At 71.9% G+C, this 14,651-nt stretch carries 16 protein-coding genes; 7 read left to right on the top strand and 9 right to left on the bottom strand.

Annotation, left to right across the window (positions count from 1 at the left end; genetic code table 11):
- Positions 1-50: 50 nt before the first annotated feature.
- The gene (locus tag SD460_RS10510) at positions 51-374 is read left to right on the top strand and encodes a hypothetical protein (RefSeq protein ID WP_290054425.1); all 324 of its coding nucleotides are present in this window, start codon (positions 51-53) and stop codon (positions 372-374) included.
- Positions 375-441: 67 nt separating this feature from the next.
- Here the strand turns inward: SD460_RS10510 and groL are convergent, their stop codons facing one another.
- From groL to SD460_RS10485, 5 genes are all read right to left on the bottom strand, one after another.
- Positions 442-2,070: a chaperonin GroEL gene (gene groL / locus SD460_RS10505; protein WP_043776303.1), complete on the bottom strand. Its 1,629-nt coding sequence runs from the start codon at positions 2,068-2,070 to the stop codon at positions 442-444.
- Between the two features lie 244 nt (positions 2,071-2,314).
- Positions 2,315-3,808 (bottom strand): serine/threonine-protein kinase, encoded by a 1,494-nt coding sequence (locus tag SD460_RS10500; protein ID WP_290054420.1) that lies wholly within the window; start codon positions 3,806-3,808, stop codon positions 2,315-2,317.
- A gap of 65 nt (positions 3,809-3,873) precedes the next feature.
- Positions 3,874-4,080, bottom strand: a complete 207-nt coding sequence (locus SD460_RS10495) for a cold-shock protein (protein WP_003085446.1) — start codon at positions 4,078-4,080, stop codon at positions 3,874-3,876.
- A 112-nt stretch (positions 4,081-4,192) separates the two neighbouring features.
- Entirely contained in the window at positions 4,193-4,816 is a 624-nt protein-coding gene (locus SD460_RS10490; RefSeq protein WP_290054416.1) for an AIM24 family protein, read from the bottom strand.
- Entirely contained in the window at positions 4,816-5,493 is a 678-nt protein-coding gene (locus SD460_RS10485; protein ID WP_086857654.1) for a TIGR00266 family protein, read from the bottom strand. Before SD460_RS10485 ends, SD460_RS10490 begins: the two co-directional genes overlap by 1 nt.
- Before the next feature lie 73 nt (positions 5,494-5,566).
- On the opposite strand from SD460_RS10485, the gene moeA reads away from it, so the two are divergent.
- A complete protein-coding gene (gene moeA / locus SD460_RS10480) occupies positions 5,567-6,760 on the top strand; it encodes a molybdopterin molybdotransferase MoeA (protein ID WP_290054413.1) in 1,194 nt (397 codons plus the stop codon).
- Here moeA and SD460_RS10475 read toward each other — a convergent pair.
- The gene (locus SD460_RS10475; protein WP_290054411.1) at positions 6,714-7,967 is read right to left on the bottom strand and encodes an MFS transporter; all 1,254 of its coding nucleotides are present in this window, start codon (positions 7,965-7,967) and stop codon (positions 6,714-6,716) included. The two genes, moeA and SD460_RS10475, sit on opposite strands and share 47 nt — an antisense overlap.
- Positions 7,964-8,524: an ArsR/SmtB family transcription factor gene (locus tag SD460_RS10470; RefSeq protein WP_290054409.1), complete on the bottom strand. Its 561-nt coding sequence runs from the start codon at positions 8,522-8,524 to the stop codon at positions 7,964-7,966. The genes SD460_RS10475 and SD460_RS10470 overlap by 4 nt, the downstream gene beginning before the upstream one ends.
- Before the next feature lie 72 nt (positions 8,525-8,596).
- On the opposite strand from SD460_RS10470, the gene SD460_RS10465 reads away from it, so the two are divergent.
- Positions 8,597-8,881 (top strand): GlsB/YeaQ/YmgE family stress response membrane protein, encoded by a 285-nt coding sequence (locus SD460_RS10465; protein ID WP_290054407.1) that lies wholly within the window; start codon positions 8,597-8,599, stop codon positions 8,879-8,881.
- Positions 8,882-8,920: 39 nt separating this feature from the next.
- Here SD460_RS10465 and SD460_RS10460 read toward each other — a convergent pair whose 3' ends face one another.
- On the bottom strand, positions 8,921-9,136 hold the full coding sequence (locus tag SD460_RS10460) for a hypothetical protein (RefSeq protein WP_290054405.1): 216 nt from the start codon (positions 9,134-9,136) through the stop codon (positions 8,921-8,923).
- A gap of 246 nt (positions 9,137-9,382) precedes the next feature.
- Between SD460_RS10460 and SD460_RS10455 the strand changes: the two genes are divergently transcribed.
- Together SD460_RS10455 and pssA are read left to right on the top strand one after the other, a co-directional pair.
- Positions 9,383-10,108: a phosphatidylserine decarboxylase gene (locus SD460_RS10455; RefSeq protein ID WP_290054403.1), complete on the top strand. Its 726-nt coding sequence runs from the start codon at positions 9,383-9,385 to the stop codon at positions 10,106-10,108.
- Positions 10,109-10,111: 3 nt separating this feature from the next.
- Positions 10,112-11,062 carry a CDP-diacylglycerol--serine O-phosphatidyltransferase gene (gene pssA / locus SD460_RS10450; RefSeq protein ID WP_290054400.1) on the top strand — a complete coding sequence of 317 codons (951 nt, stop codon included), beginning with the start codon at positions 10,112-10,114 and terminating at the stop codon, positions 11,060-11,062.
- Here pssA and SD460_RS10445 read toward each other — a convergent pair.
- Complete coding sequence (locus SD460_RS10445) at positions 11,030-11,671, bottom strand: TetR/AcrR family transcriptional regulator (protein ID WP_290054399.1); 642 nt, start codon at positions 11,669-11,671, stop codon at positions 11,030-11,032. The two genes, pssA and SD460_RS10445, sit on opposite strands and share 33 nt — an antisense overlap.
- 28 nt (positions 11,672-11,699) lie before the next feature.
- On the opposite strand from SD460_RS10445, the gene SD460_RS10440 reads away from it, so the two are divergent.
- Together SD460_RS10440 and SD460_RS10435 are read left to right on the top strand one after the other, a co-directional pair.
- Positions 11,700-12,323, top strand: coding sequence for a nitroreductase family protein (locus SD460_RS10440; protein ID WP_290054397.1), 624 nt, complete (start codon positions 11,700-11,702; stop codon positions 12,321-12,323).
- Between the two features lie 5 nt (positions 12,324-12,328).
- Positions 12,329-14,599, top strand: a complete 2,271-nt coding sequence (locus SD460_RS10435) for an AAA family ATPase (protein WP_318306111.1) — start codon at positions 12,329-12,331, stop codon at positions 14,597-14,599.
- Positions 14,600-14,651: the final 52 nt, after the last annotated feature.

Here is a 14,651-nt window from a genome sequence, read left to right as displayed (position 1 = left end):
GGCGCAAAAGCACGGCGCGGATCCTGTTCGAGGGGTTAGGGTCCGCTCTCGTGGATCAAGGGAGCAGGACGGCCGCCAAGGTCGTCGTCGGGATCCTCGGCGGGCTGTACCTGATCGCCGGGCTCGGACTGACCGCGTTCTCGGCCTTCTTCGCGCTCGCGTTCAACGACACCGGCAGCACGACGGTCACCAAGACCGTGCTCTACACCGCCGCCGGGCTGGCGATCTGGATCCTGCTCACCGGGATCGGCGCGATCGTCGTCGCGCTGGAAGCGGAAGAAGCGAGCACCGCCTGGCTCGGGGGCCTCGGGGTGCTCGCGCTCGGCATCGTGATCCTCGGCGCCTACGCCATCTGGTTCTTCACGAAGCCATAAGCTGTGTTCACAAAGAGAAAGCCCGGCCCGCCGAAGCGGACCGGGCTTTCCCGGTGAAGCGCGTGGATCAGAAGTCCATGCCACCCATGCCACCGGACGGGTCGGCGGGAGCGGCCGAAGCCTTCTCCGGCTTGTCCGCCACGACGGCCTCGGTGGTCAGGAACAGCGCCGCGATGGAAGCGGCGTTCTGCAGCGCGGAGCGGGTGACCTTCGTCGGGTCCGGCACGCCGGCGGCGAGCAGGTCCTCGTAGACACCCGTGGCGGCGTTGAGGCCGTGACCCTGCGGCAGGCCCTTGACCTTCTCCACCACGACGCCGCCTTCGAGGCCGGCGTTGATCGCGATCTGCTTGAGCGGGGCCTCGACGGCCACCTTGACGATGTTGGCGCCAGTGGCCTCGTCGCCCTCGAGCTTCAGGCCCGCGAACGCGGCCTCGGCGGCCTGGATCAGGGCCACGCCACCACCGGCGACGATGCCCTCTTCCACGGCGGCCTTCGCGTTGCGCACCGCGTCCTCGATGCGGTGCTTGCGCTCCTTGAGCTCGACCTCGGTCGCGGCGCCGGCCTTGATGACGGCCACGCCGCCGGCCAGCTTCGCGAGCCGCTCCTGCAGCTTCTCGCGGTCGTAGTCCGAGTCCGAGTTCTCGATCTCGGCGCGGATCTGGTTGACGCGACCCTGGATCTGGTCGGCGTCGCCCGCACCCTCGACGATGGTCGTCTCGTCCTTGGTGATGACGGCCTTGCGGGCCTTGCCCAGCAGGGACAGGTCCGCGTTCTCCAGCTTGAGGCCGACGTCCTCGGAGATGACCTGGCCACCGGTCAGGATCGCGATGTCCTGCAGGATCGCCTTGCGGCGGTCACCGAAGCCCGGGGCCTTGACGGCGACGGACTTGAAGGTGCCGCGCATCTTGTTGACGATGAGGGTGGCCAGGGCCTCGCCCTCGACGTCCTCGGCGATGATCAGCAGCGGCTTGCCGGACTGGATGACCTTCTCCAGCAGCGGCAGGACGTCCTTGACGGTGGAGATCTTGGAGCCGAAGAGGAGGATGTACGGGTCCTCGAGCTCGGCTTCCTGACGCTCCGGGTCGGTCACGAAGTAACCGGAGATGTAGCCCTTGTCGAAGCGCATGCCCTCGGTGAGCTCGAGCTCGAGGCCGAAGGTGTTGCTCTCCTCGACGGTGACGACGCCTTCCTTGCCGACCTTGTCCAGCGCCTCGGCGATCAGCTCGCCGATGGTGCGGTCAGCGGCCGAGATCGAGGCGGTAGCAGCGATCTGCTCCTTGGTCTCGATCTGGACGGCGGCCTTGTGCAGCTGCTCGGTGATGGCCTCGACGGCCGCCTCGATGCCGCGCTTCAGGCTGATCGGGTCAGCGCCGGCCGCGACGTTGCGCAGGCCTTCCTTGACCAGGGCCTGGGCGAGCACGGTGGCGGTGGTGGTGCCGTCACCCGCGACGTCGTCGGTCTTCTTGGCAACTTCCTTGACGAGCTCGGCCCCGATCTTCTCCCACGGGTCCTCGAGCTCGATCTCCTTGGCGATGGAGACGCCGTCGTTGGTGATGGTCGGCGCGCCCCACTTCTTCTCGAGCACGACGTTCCGGCCCCGCGGGCCGAGGGTCACCTTGACGGCTTCGGCGAGGGTGTTCAAGCCGCGCTCAAGACCGCGGCGGGCGTCCTCGTCGAACGCGATCAGTTTGGCCATTGCGGTGTGGTCCTCCGGTATTGGGCGCCACCGCCGCGCTGCGTCGTTGAGTGATCAACAGCCAAGCAGCGGCGGCAGCAGGACTCTTTCCTCGGCCAGGCTCGGTGCCCGCGACGGACGACTGGACCCGGGTGGGGGTCAGCCTCACCGTCCCGACCTTTGGCACTCGACGGCGTCGAGTGCCAAGACCGTGTTTAGCACTCTCAGGGGGAGAGTGCAAGAAGACCTGCTCAGCGCCGCACGATCAGTTGCTCGGCTTGATGCTGATCGACGTCGGCGGGGCGTTCAGCGACGACGTCGGGTTGCTCTGCGAGTCGCCGCCCGGGCCGACCGGGATGTTCGGGGCCGTCGTCGAGCCACCGCCGCCACCGTTGTCGTCGCCGCCGAACAGGAAGATCGCGCCCACGACGAGGCCCGCCACGACCACCAGGCCGAGGACGATGAAGATCCACTTCGCGCCACCGCCGCTCTTCGGCTGGTGGAACGCGCCCGCGCCGCCGGCGGGCATCGGGGGGCGCAGGCGCATCGGGTCCTGGCCGTAGCCGGGCGGCGGGCCCTGCGGGGGCATCCCCGGCTGCTGCGGGTAGCCGTACCCCGGGGGCGGGCCCTGCGGCGGCATGCCCGGCTGCTGCGGGTAGCCGTACCCGGGCGGCGGGCCCTGTGGCGGCATGCCCTGGGGACCCGGCCCCTGCTGCGGACCGCCCGGCCCCTGAGGACCGCCCGGCCCCTGCCCGTAACCGGGCTGCTGCTGTCCTCCGTACGGGTGCACGGGGGCCCCCTCTCCCTGCGGTGCGCTGTTCTGGTGCGGCCCCTGTTGTACCTGACCAGGACGGTGCGGCGCGGGAATTCCCCCCGAATTGGACCCGGGCGGGCCCGGCGGGGTGTCGGACGTCGCCAGCTGGCCGAGCGCGCGGCGCGCGGCCGCGACCATCTCGACGCAGCTCGGGTAGCGGTCGGCCGGGTTCTTCGCCATGCCCTTGCGGACGACCTCGTCGATCGACGGCGGCAGCGCGACGGCGCGGGAGATCGCGGGCGGTTCGCCGTTGAGGTGACCCTTGATCACCGTCGGCACATCGCCCTTGAACGGCGGGCTGCCGGTCAGGCACGCGTAGAGGACGCACGTCAGCGCGTACTGGTCGGTGCGCCCGTCCAGCGGCTCGCCGCGCAGGTGCTCCGGCGCCGCGTACGTCGGCGAGCCGAGGAAGTCGCCGCCGCGCGTCCGGTGGCCGGTCGCGCCGCGGCGCGTCAGCCCGAAGTCGGCGACGTACACGTGCTCGCGCGACGTCTCCTTCTTCGTCACGAGCACGTTCGCCGGCTTGACGTCCAGGTGGACCAGACCACGGTTGTGCAGGGTGTCGAGGGCGTCGGCGACCTGGTCGAGCATCGTCAAGGCGCGCGCGGGCGCGATCGGGCCGCCGGCGATCAGGCCGGCGAGGTCACCGCCGTCGACCATGCGCATGGCGATGTACAACATGCCGTCGAGCTCGCCGAAGTCGTACAGCGGCACGACATTGGCGTGGTCGATCGCGGACGTGTTGCGCGCCTCGTCGACGAACCGCTCGCGGAACTCGGCGTCGGCCCCGAGGTGGTCACCGATGACCTTCAGCGCCACCTTGCGGCCGAGACGCACGTCCGTGGCCTTGTAGGTGACGCTCATGCCGCCCTTGCCGAGCACACCGTCGATGCGGTAGTTGCCCAGCCGGCGACCGGTGAGGTCCCCCGACACATCGCCTGTCACGCCCGCAGCCTAACGTCCCAGGTTCGCGGCCTGCCGGGGGTTCGCCAATCGGGTGAGCGCGGGGGTTACGAAACCTTGCGCACGTCGGCTGCCTGGCTACGACCATCGCGGCCGGACTGCACCTCGAACTCGACGCGGTCGCCTTCGTCCAGAGTGCGGAATCCTTCGGACTGGATGGCCGAATAGTGCACGAAGACGTCCGGACCCTCCGTGGATTCGATGAACCCGTAGCCCTTTTCCGAGTTGAACCATTTGACGGTGCCGACAGCCACGGCGCCCTCCCTCAGCACAAAGGATCCGCTGGCCCGAGCGGAGGCCAGCGGCGGAAGTGCCAATCACGCTACCGGAATTATTGTCCGCGGCAATGGGCAATTCGTCCGAAGATCACGTGCCCGAAAGGCGTCTGTTCCGCGCGTGCACGAGCACGGTCCCCGGTCCCGCGAAGTCGACGGCGAGCCCCTCGCCGGTGCGCAGCGACTGCGAGCCACCCGGGTCGAGCGCCCGCAACCGGCACTGGACGGAGTCCGGGTAGGCCAGCAGGTAGTCCGGCCGGACCGTGACCAGCTCGCCCTTGCCGAGCTCGAACGCGTCCACCGGGCCCGGCGCGGCCAGCACGAGCGGGCCGGTTCCGCTGTAGTGCTCGAGGAACCCCGAGTCGGCGCCGAAGAGCTGCTGCAACGGCGTCCAGTTCGGGTCGTGCCGCACCGTAGAAGGCCGCACCAGCACCGCGTCGCGGTGCACCGACCAGCCCGTGCCGCCGGCGACTTCCAGCGGGTAGACGTCGCCCGGGCGCAGCGGCGCGAAGTCGATCCAGCCGCCGTCGGACGGCGCGGTGTAGACCACCGTCGTCGCCTTGCTCGCGCGGACGCCACCGCGCCCGGCCGGGGTCTCGGTGACCCCGAACCGGCTGGCGAGCAACGTCTCGGGTGCCGCCTGCACGGCCTCGCCCGGGTCCAGCAGGACGCGGGCGACGCCGAAGCCGGGCGTGTGCCGGGTCTGGACGCGCATCAGCGGGACGGGACGTGGGAGATGATCCAGTTCACCAACGCGGACGGGTTGCGCGTCTGCGTCATGATCTGGCCCGGGCCGACGAAGTCGAACACCAGGCCTTCGCCGCTCTTCATGGACTGGATGATGCCCTGCGCGACCTTGCGGATCTGGTACTGCACGGTGTCGGCGTACGCGACGACGTGCCCGGTGTCGATGGTGACCATCTCGCCCTGCTGCAGCGTGATCGTCTCGACCGCGCCGTAGCAGGAGACGAGCAGCTGGCCCTGGCCGGTGGCGTGGGTGAGGAACCCGCCTTCGCCGCCCATCAGGTTCTTCATCCCGCCCCACTTGGTTTCGGTCTGCACGCCGTGCGACGACGCGAGCCAGCAGCCGCGGGTGACGGCCCAGCCGGTGCGGCCGTCGAGGGTGATCACCTGGATGTCGCCGGGCAGGTTGGCCGCGACGTCGACCCAGCCGCCGTTCTGCGGCGCGGTGAAGGTGGAGATGAAGAAGGACTCGCCGGAGAGGAACGCGCGGCCCAGCCCCTTCATGATCCCGCCCTGCGCCTGCGACTGGACCTGCACGCCGTAGCTGGTGGCCATCATCGCGCCGGACTCGACCTGGCACGGCTCACCGGGCGCCAGCATCAACCGGGCGACGGCGAACGACGGCTGTTGACGGACCTGAACCTGCATGCTTGCTCCCCATCGGCGTGCCTGTGACGGGGCAGAGTCTTGCACGCCCCGGAAAGGCGGGGAGGATGGTCCGGTGATCTCCGTCGACGACTACCGCGACCGCGTCGCCGAGCTCCTCGGCACCGCCCCCGCGGCCACGCTGCCCCTCGCCGCCGCGGCCGGCCTCGTGCTGGCCGGGGACGTGCGGGCCGGCGTCTCCCTGCCGCCCTTCGACAACTCCGCGATGGACGGCTACGCGGTCCGCGCCGCCGACGTCGCCACGGCGCCGGTCACCCTGCCGGTGGCCGACGACATCCCGGCCGGCCGGGTCGACGTCCGGCCCCTCGAACCGGGGACCGCGCACCGGATCATGACCGGCGCCCCGCTGCCGCCCGGTGCCGACGCGGTGGTGATGGTCGAGGACACCGACGGCGGCACGCAGACCGTCACGATCTCCGCGCCCGCCCGCGAAGGCGCGCACATCCGGCGGACCGGCGAGGACGTCGTCGCCGGCACGGTCGCGCTGCCCGCCGGGACCGTGCTGGGCCACTCCCAGCTGGGTCTCGCGGCCGCGGTCGGGCTGGCCGAGCTGCGCGTGCACCGGCCGCTGCGCGTGCTGGTCGCCTCGACCGGCACCGAGCTGGTCGACGCGCCCGCCCCGCTGCGCCACGGCCAGATCTACGAGTCCAACAGCGTGATGCTCGCCGCGGCGATCCGCGCCATCGGCTGCGAGGTCGACATCGTCCGCAGCGTCGTCGACGACGTCGAGGAGTTCCGGAAGGTCATCGAGCCGAAGCTGGCCGACGCCGACCTGCTGGTCACGTCCGGTGGCGTCAGCGCGGGCGCCTACGAAGTGGTGAAGGACGCCCTGACCGGCCAGGGTGTCGAGTTCGCGAAGATCGCGATGCAGCCGGGCGGGCCGCAGGGCTGCGGGCGCTGGCAGGGCGTGCCGGTGGTGACGCTGCCGGGCAACCCGGTCAGCGTGCTCGTGTCGTTCGAGGCGTTCCTGCGCCCGGCGCTGCTGACGGCCATGGGCCACACCGACGTCTCGCGACGGCGGGTGCGGGCCCGGCTGACCGAGGAGATGAGCTCGCCCGCCGGCCGCCGCCAGTACCGCCGGGGCGTGTTCACCCCGTCCGACCGCGAAGTCACCGGCGTCGTCGGGCCGCGCGGCGGGCCGGGGTCGCACCTGCTGGCCGCGTTCACGCAGGCCAACTGCCTGATCGTGCTGCCGGAGGACGTCACGTCGGCAGCGGTCGGGCAAGAGGTGGACGTCCTGCTGCTCTGACCGGGAAGTCCCGCAGCTTCCGGAACGGCAGGAGCATCGCCAGCGCGGCGACGAGCACACCGGCGGCCACCCAGAGCGTCTCGCGGACCCCGATCACCTCGCCCAGCACGCCGCCGAGCACGCCGGCCAGCGGGATGGTGCCGTAGTTGACGATCGAGGCGCTGGAGCTGATCCGGCCGTACAGCTCGGGCGGGCAGTACTGCTGCCGGAACGTCGTGGTCAGCACGTTGGACGCGACGACACCGGCGCAGACGCCGAACACGGCGAGGACGGCCAGTACGAGCCCCCAGCCCGGGCTGCTCAGCGGGCCGAGGAACAGCATCGGCGCCGCGAAGACCTCGCAGAGCAGGAAGGCGCGGGCGGTGCCGAAGCGCGCGCCGAGCCGCCCCGCCAGCAGCGCGCCGAGCACCCCGCCGGACGCCGCCAGCGCCATGACCAGGCCGACGAGCCCGGGGCTCGCGCCGAGCGTGCGGGACAGGAACACGACCTGGATCGAGCTGTACCCGGTGAGCGCGAGGTTCGACACGGCGCCGAACGTCATCAGCGTCCGCAGGTAGCGGTCGCGGGTGACGAACCGGAGTCCTTCGGCGATCTGGCTGCGCAACGACGTCCTCGGCGCCGCGACCACGGTTTCCCGGCCGCGGATCGCGCGCACGCACAGCACGGAGATCCCGAAGCTGACCGCGTCCGCCAGAATGCCGCTGACCGGGCCGAACGCCTGGGCCAGCAGCCCGGCCAGGCCCGGGCCGGCGACCTGCGTCGCGGATTCGCTGCCGTCCAGCTTCGCGTTGCCTTCGAGCAGGTCGTCTTCGCCGACCAGCGCCGGGAGGTAGGCGCGGTAGGCGAGGCTGAAGAAGACCTTGGCGACCCCGCCCAGCAGGGCCGCGACCAGCAGGTACGACATGGTCAGCGCACCGAAGGCGGCGGCGAGCGGGACGCTGCCGAACACCGCCATCGACACCGTGTTGCAGGTCAGCATGACCGGGCGCTTCGGCAGCCGGTCGACCCAGGCGCCGGCGGGCAGGCCCACCACGAGCCACGGCAGCCAGGCCACCGCCGTCAGCAACGCCACCTGGAACGTCGTCGCCCCCAGCGTGATGACCGCGACCAGCGGCAACGCCGTGCTCGCGACCATGCTGCCGAGCATGCTGGTCGTCTCGCCGGTCCAGAGCAGCCGGAAGTCCCTGTTCCCCCAGAGCCCCTTCACGGCTTGCCCAGCGAAGCCCGCGCGGCGAAGAAGACCGCGTGCCGCTCGACGCCGTCACCGGGTTCGGTGCGGTTCTCGAATTCGGCCAGCAGCAGCAGGACCCGTTCGTTCAGTTCTTCCAGCTCGGCGGCGGACAGGCGCATCCAGGTGTCCGTGCTGAACGCCACCCCCCGCCACTGCGGCGGGTAGGTGTCACGGGTCGCGATCCACTCGCGGGCGATCGCGTTCTGGTGGTCGAGGGTCAGCACCTCGGCGGCCTCGGCGATCGGGTCGTCCGGGAAGTCCGCCGACGCCCACCGGAGCGTCTTCGCCGTGCGCTTCCACCAGCGTTCTCGCTGGTCACGGGCCAGTTCGGGGGCCTCCTCGACCAGCTTGGCCGCGGCCAGCACCTTCATGTGGTGGCTGATGTTGCCGACCGCCTGCTCGGTCTTGCCCGCCAGCATCGACACCGTGGCCGGGCCGTCCAGGTGCAGCAGTTCCATCAGCCGCCGCCGCAGCGGGTGCGACACCGCCGCCAGCACCTTCGAATCCCGGATGTCCCGGACCTCGTCGCTCATGACGCACAAGGCTAGTTGTACAACAGCTCTTGTGCAATGGCTCTTGTGCGTCTGGTCGCGTAAGCTCCCGCCATGGGTTTCGTCGCATGGGTGATCTTCGGCGCGATCGTCGGCTGGGCCGCCAACCTGGTCGTCGGCGGCCGGGAACGGCGCCGGCAAGGCTGCCTGGTCAGCGTGCTCGTGGGCGTCGTCGGCGCGGCACTCGGCGGGCTGGTCTACCGGCTCGCGACCGGCCAGCAGAAGACGTTCGACTTCGACTTCCCCAGCTTCGGCGTTGCCGTGCTCGGCGCCGTCGTGTTGCTGGCGATCCTGCGGCTCGTGAGCGGGCTCGCCCGTCGTCCGCATGACCGTTGGTAACTTTTGCCGGACGAATCGTGATCGACCGGCGTTCGGCCGTTAAACTGCTTCGTCACGCGCACTGCCCGGTGGCCGGGTGCATGCGCCGTCGGGGGGCGGATGCACCCGGCCCCTTTTTCTCTTCGCTTCGATGACGACGCCGACGGCGCGCACCGGGTCCACCAACGACGGCAGCGGGACTTCTTCGATCTCCGCGCGCCAGGCACCGAAGAGCTCGGCGAGGCGAGCGTCGGCGGGATCGCGGTGCTCGGTCATCGTTCCTCACAAGTCGGGTGGGGCAGCGCCCCGAACGGCATCAACTACCCAGAGTCATCGTCGAAATCGACCTTCCGTTACCGGGATGTGGTCGCTCCCACCCTTCGCGGTGACCCCCTCGCGGAGGAGCCACCAGGGGGACGCGGACACGCTCACCTGGGGCAGCGGTAGCGTGGTGACGCCCGTACGCGGCCGCCGGACCCCGGCGCCGACCGTTCTTCCGACACGAAACCAGGGGACCCGACCATGAGCGGCACGCGGCCGGAATCCACCGGCAATCCCGTCGCCCACGCCCTCCAGCTCGCCCGCGAGACGCTGCCGCCGATGCACCCGGCCGGTCGCCCGTTCGTGGCGGGCGGCGCGGTCGCGACGCTGGTCGCCCGCCGGTTCTCCAAGCGCCTCGGCGTCCTCGGCGCGCTCACGACCGTGGCGATGGCCGCGTTCTTCCGCGAACCGAAGCGGGTCCCGCCGCCGCGTGACGGCGTCGCGCTGGCCTCGGCCGACGGGCTCGTGTCGCTGATCGAGGAAGCCGTCCCGCCCGCCGAGCTGGGCCTGCCCGCCGAGCCGCGGATGCGCGTGTCGGTGTTCCTCTCGGTGTTCGACGTGCACGTCCAGCGCGTGCCGGCGAACGGCGTGATCGAGCGCGTCGCCTACCGCCCCGGCAAGTTCCTCTCGGCCGACCTGGACAAGGCGAGCGACGACAACGAACGCAACTCCGTGCTGATGCGCACCGAGGACGGCCACGAGCTCGTCGTCGTGCAGATCGCCGGGCTGGTCGCGCGCCGCATTCTCTGCGAGATCCGCGAGGGCGACAAGGTCGGCGCGGCCGCGACGTACGGCATCATCCGCTTCGGCTCGCGGGTCGACCTCTACCTGCCGCCGGGCTCGAAGGTGCTGGTCAGCAAGGGCCAGCGCACGATCGGCGGCGAGACCGTGCTCGCCGAACTCCCTGCCGCGCCTGCGAAAGGCTGATCGATGGTCCGCGTGACCACCCCGGGCGTCCGGCTGCTGCCGAACGCCATCACGGTGCTGGCGCTGTGCGCGGGCCTCTCGGCCGTGCAGTTCGCGCTGACGAAGAACTACGCGATGGCGATCGCCTCGATCGGCATCGCCGCGGTGCTCGACAGCCTGGACGGCCGGATCGCCCGCCTCCTCGACGCGACGTCGAAGATGGGCGCGGAGCTGGACTCGCTGTCCGACGGCATCTCGTTCGGCGTGGCCCCGGCGCTGGTCATCTACGTCTGGCAGACCGGCGCGGACCGGATCGGGTGGGTCGCGTCGCTGATCTTCGCCGTCTGCATGATCCTGCGCCTCGCGCGGTTCAACACGCTGCTGGACGACACCGAGCAGCCGGCGTACGCGAGCGAGTTCTTCGTCGGCGTCCCGGCGCCGGCGGGCGGCCTGCTGGCGATGCTGCCGCTGGTGGCGTACCTGCAGTGGGGCGAGGGGTGGTGGTCGTCGCAGTACGTCGTGTGGGCGTGGACGATCGCGATCGCGGCCCTGCTGATCAGCCGCATCCCGACACTGTCGCTGAAGACGGTCAAGGCCCCGGCCAAGGCGATCGCCCCGCTGCTGCTCGGCGTGGCCCTGCTGGCCGCGGCGATCATCCAGTTCCCGCTGGTCGCGCTGCTGGTGGCGATGATCCTGTACCTGGCGCACATCCCGTACTCGGTGTACCGCCACCGCTGGCTGGCCGAACACCCGGAGGCGTGGACGGTCCCGCCGCGCGAACGCCGCGCGATCCGCCGGGCCTCCCCGCGCCGCCTCGGCCTGCGCCGCCCGTTGCGCCGCCGTGTCGCGGGCGCGGCGATGCGCGCGGTCCGGCTCCCCCGCACCGGCGAGACGGTCCGCACCCCGCGCGGCAGCCAGAACGGCCAGGGCCCCCGGCGCCGCTCATGGCGCCAGATCGGGCTGCGCCGCAAGTAATCCGCCGAGCAGCAGGTCCAGCTGGTAGCCGAAGTCCTGCACGCAGTCGCCCGACTCCAGCGCGGGCAGCACGCGGTGCAGGCTCGGCAGCTCGGCCGCCGTCGCCATCCGGCGGAAGTACGCGACCACCGGCTCGGCGCGTTCGGCTTTCGCACCGGTCCCCACGGTGCCGGTGAGCACCGAGCCGAACAGCATCCCCAGCAGCGACCGGTAACTGCGGGCCGCGGCCTCCTCGGACAGCCCGGCGTCGAGCAACGCGCCCAGCAGCGCGTCGATCACCCGCAACGCCCCCGCCGAGCGCGGGTTCGCGTCCTGCGCCGCCAGCGCCCGGACGACCACCGGGTGCCGCGCGAAGCTCGCGTACAGCCCCTCGGCCAGCGACCGGACACGCACGTCCCAAGGCAGCGAAGGATCCGGCAGCGGCACCTCCTCGAAGACCCGCGCGGTGAGCCCGTCCAGCAGGTCGCCCTTGTTCTCGACGTGGTTGTAGAGCGACATCGCCTCGACGCCGGCCGCCGCCGCGACCTTGCGCATCGACAAGGCCGCCAGACCCTGCTCGTCGGCCAGCCGCAGGGCCGCGTCCAGGACTTTCTCACGGGTCAAGACCATACTTACAGTGTACGCATACACTGTAAGTATGGACGCCGAAACCGTGCTCACCACCACCCGATCGGTCCGCCGCAAGCTCGACTTCGACCGCGAAGTCCCCGAGGACGTGCTGCACGACTGCCTCCGCGTCGCCCAGCAGGCGCCGGCCGCGGGCAGCATGGCCGCGCAGTTCCGCTGGCTGCTCGTCCGCGATCCGGCCACCAAGGCCGGGATCGCCGCGTACAACCGCGAGGCCGCCGAAGCGGCCTGGGCGAAGTACGGCCACCTCGTCGAAGCCCGTGCCCTGAAGTCCGCCCAGCACCTGGTCCGGAACCTCGACCGCGTGCCCGTGCTGGCGATCCCCTGCATGATCGGCCGCCCGCCGTCCGACGCCTTCACGCAGTCCGCCTACTTCGGCTCCGCCTACCCCGCCATCTGGAGCTTCCAGCTCGCCCTGCGCGACCGCGGCCTCGGCAGCTCCATCTGCGGCTACCACCTGCAGGACCACGAGTCCGACGTCGCCGCGCTGCTCGGCATCCCCGGCGACGTCATGCAGATCAGCCTGCTCGCCGTCGGGTACACGACCCAGCGCGACTTCCGGCCCGCCGCTCGCCCGGCCGTGCGGGACATCACCTACTTCGACGCCTGGGAGCGCGCCGGATCGCTAGGGTGAACGGCGTGAGCCATCCCCAGATCACGCTGACCGTCCGGCACACCCCGTCCGCGCTGGACACCCGCCGCGGCGTCGTGCGGCTGCACCCCGAAGTCCTCGACGCCCTGGGCCTGCGGGCCTGGGACGCGGTGCACCTCACCGGGGCCCGGGTCAGCGCCGCGCTCGCCGCGCCCGCCGACGAGGCCGGGGTGCCCGGGGTGCTGCTCACCGACGACGTCACCATGTCGAACCTCGGGGTCACCGAAGGCTCGGAGGTCGTGGTCGCGCCGGCCGAGGTCGCCGCGGCGCGGACCGTGACCGTCGCCGGGTCGCGGCTCGCCAGCGTGTCGGTCAGCCCGCACATGCTGCGCCTCGCCCTGATCGGCAAGGTGCTGACCGTCGGCGACGCCGTTTCGCTGCTGCCGCAGGACCTCGTGCCGACGCCGGGGTCCGACCCCGCCGGGCTGCGCGGCCAGCTGTCCCGGGCGATCGGCGCGACCTGGACCAACGAGCTGCTCACCGTCACCGCCACCGAGCCGGCCGGCACCGTCGCGGTCGGACCGTCCACAGTGGTCGTCTGGCGCGACGGCGCGCGGCCGGCCGCCGAGCCCGCCGCGCCCCGGAGCGCGACCGCGCTGGTGCGCACCTCCGCCGTCACCGCGGCCGAGGAGTGGATCGACGCGGAGATCGTCGAAGACGAGGTCGCCGTCGTCGAGGAGGTCGCCGAACCGGTCGTCCCGCTGGCCGACCTGATCGGCGCCGAAGCCGCCGCGCGCAAGCTCGGCGAGTGGTTCGACCTGGCGTTCCACCGGCCCGAGCTGCTCGCCCGGCTGGGTGCGCCCGCCCACCTCGGGGTCCTGCTGTCCGGGCCCGAGGGGGTCGGCAAGGCGACGCTCGTGCGGTCGGTCGCGCACGAGGCCGGCATCCGCGTGGTGCCGCTGGCCGCGCCGAACCTCGCCGTGCTGGACCCGAACGTCGCGGTCGCGCGCCTGCGCGAGGCGGTCCGCTCCACCGGGGAACCCGCGGTGCTGCTGCTCAGCGACGTCGACGCGCTGCTGCCCGCGGCTTCCCCGCCGCCGGTCGCCACGGTCGTGCTCGAAGAGCTGCGGACGGCGCTGCGGCGCGGGCGGTTCGCCGTCGTCGCGACCACCGCACGCGCGGAGTCCGCCGACCCGCGGCTGCGCGCCGCCGACCTGCTGGATCGCGAGCTCGGCCTGGCGCTGCCGGACGCGAAGACCCGGCGTGAGCTGCTGAACGTGCTGCTCCGCGACGTCCCGCTCGACTCCGGCATCGACTGCGGCGTCCTCGCCGAGAAGACGCCCGGGTTCGTCGCCGCCGACCTGATCGCGCTGCGGCGGGACGCGGCGCTGCGGGCTGCGCTGCGCCAGCGCGACACCGACGAGCCGCGGATTTCGCAGCAGGACCTGCTGGACGCGCTGGCCACCGTCCGCCCGGTGTCGATGTCCACTTCGGACAACCTGGCCACCGGCGGGCTGACGCTGGACGACGTCGGCAACATGGTCGACGTCAAGCAGTCCCTCACCGAAGCCGTGCTGTGGCCGCTGCGGTACCCGGACTCGTTCGCCCGGCTCGGCGTCGAGCCGCCGCGCGGGGTGCTGCTGTACGGGCCGCCCGGCGGCGGCAAGACGTTCCTCGTGCGGGCGCTCGCGGGCACCGGCGCGCTGAACGTCTTCGCGGTCAAGGGCGCCGAGCTGATGGACAAGTGGGTCGGCGAGTCCGAGCGCGCGGTGCGGGAGCTGTTCCGCCGCGCCGCCGAGGCCGCGCCGTCGCTGATCTTCCTGGACGAGATCGACGCGCTGGCCCCGCGCCGCGGCCAGTCGTCGGACTCCGGCGTCGCGGACCGCGTGGTCGCGGCGCTGCTCACCGAGCTCGACGGCGTCGAGCCGATGCGCGAGGTCGTCGTACTGGGCGCGACGAACCGGCCGGAGCTGGTCGACCCGGCGCTGCTGCGCCCGGGCCGGCTGGAGCGCCGCGTCTACGTCCCGCCGCCGGACGCCGAGGCCCGCGCCGCGATCCTCGCGGCCACCTCGAAGAACACGCCGCTGGCGTCCGATGTGGACCTCGCCGCGGTGGCGTCCACTCTGGACGGTTACTCGGCCGCCGACTGCGCCGCGCTGATCCGCGAAGCCGCGTTGACGGCGATGCGCGAGTCCCTGGAAGCCCGCGAAGTCACCGCGGCGCACCTGGACGCGGCCCGCCGGACTGTCCGGCCGAGCCTCGACCCGGCCCAGCTCGCGGCCCTCGAGGCCTACGCGAAAACCCAGGTCGCGGACTGACTCACTTTGCGACGCAAAGCGCCACTTTCATTATGAAAGTTCCGCTTTGCGT

The sequence above is a fragment of the Amycolatopsis solani genome (assembly GCF_033441515.1).
Lineage (GTDB): Bacteria > Actinomycetota > Actinomycetes > Mycobacteriales > Pseudonocardiaceae > Amycolatopsis > Amycolatopsis solani.
Note: the sequence above shows the minus strand (reverse complement) of the source record. Positions and strands in the feature narration are given on the sequence as shown.

Excerpts from the sequence above, each read along its gene's own strand:
- groL (WP_043776303.1), bottom strand. The coding sequence starts at position 2,070 with ATGGCCAAACTGATCGCGTTCGACGAGGACGCCCGCCGCGGTCTTGAG.
- SD460_RS10490 (WP_290054416.1), bottom strand. The coding sequence starts at position 4,816 with ATGCGCGTCCAGACCCGGCACACGCCCGGCTTCGGCGTCGCCCGCGTC.
- SD460_RS10485 (WP_086857654.1), bottom strand. The coding sequence starts at position 5,493 with ATGCAGGTTCAGGTCCGTCAACAGCCGTCGTTCGCCGTCGCCCGGTTG.
- SD460_RS10470 (WP_290054409.1), bottom strand. The coding sequence starts at position 8,524 with ATGAGCGACGAGGTCCGGGACATCCGGGATTCGAAGGTGCTGGCGGCG.
- SD460_RS10465 (WP_290054407.1), top strand. The coding sequence starts at position 8,597 with ATGGGTTTCGTCGCATGGGTGATCTTCGGCGCGATCGTCGGCTGGGCC.
- SD460_RS10460 (WP_290054405.1), bottom strand. The coding sequence starts at position 9,136 with ATGACCGAGCACCGCGATCCCGCCGACGCTCGCCTCGCCGAGCTCTTC.
- SD460_RS10455 (WP_290054403.1), top strand. The coding sequence starts at position 9,383 with ATGAGCGGCACGCGGCCGGAATCCACCGGCAATCCCGTCGCCCACGCC.
- pssA (WP_290054400.1), top strand. The coding sequence starts at position 10,112 with ATGGTCCGCGTGACCACCCCGGGCGTCCGGCTGCTGCCGAACGCCATC.
- SD460_RS10445 (WP_290054399.1), bottom strand. The coding sequence starts at position 11,671 with ATGGTCTTGACCCGTGAGAAAGTCCTGGACGCGGCCCTGCGGCTGGCC.
- SD460_RS10440 (WP_290054397.1), top strand. The coding sequence starts at position 11,700 with ATGGACGCCGAAACCGTGCTCACCACCACCCGATCGGTCCGCCGCAAG.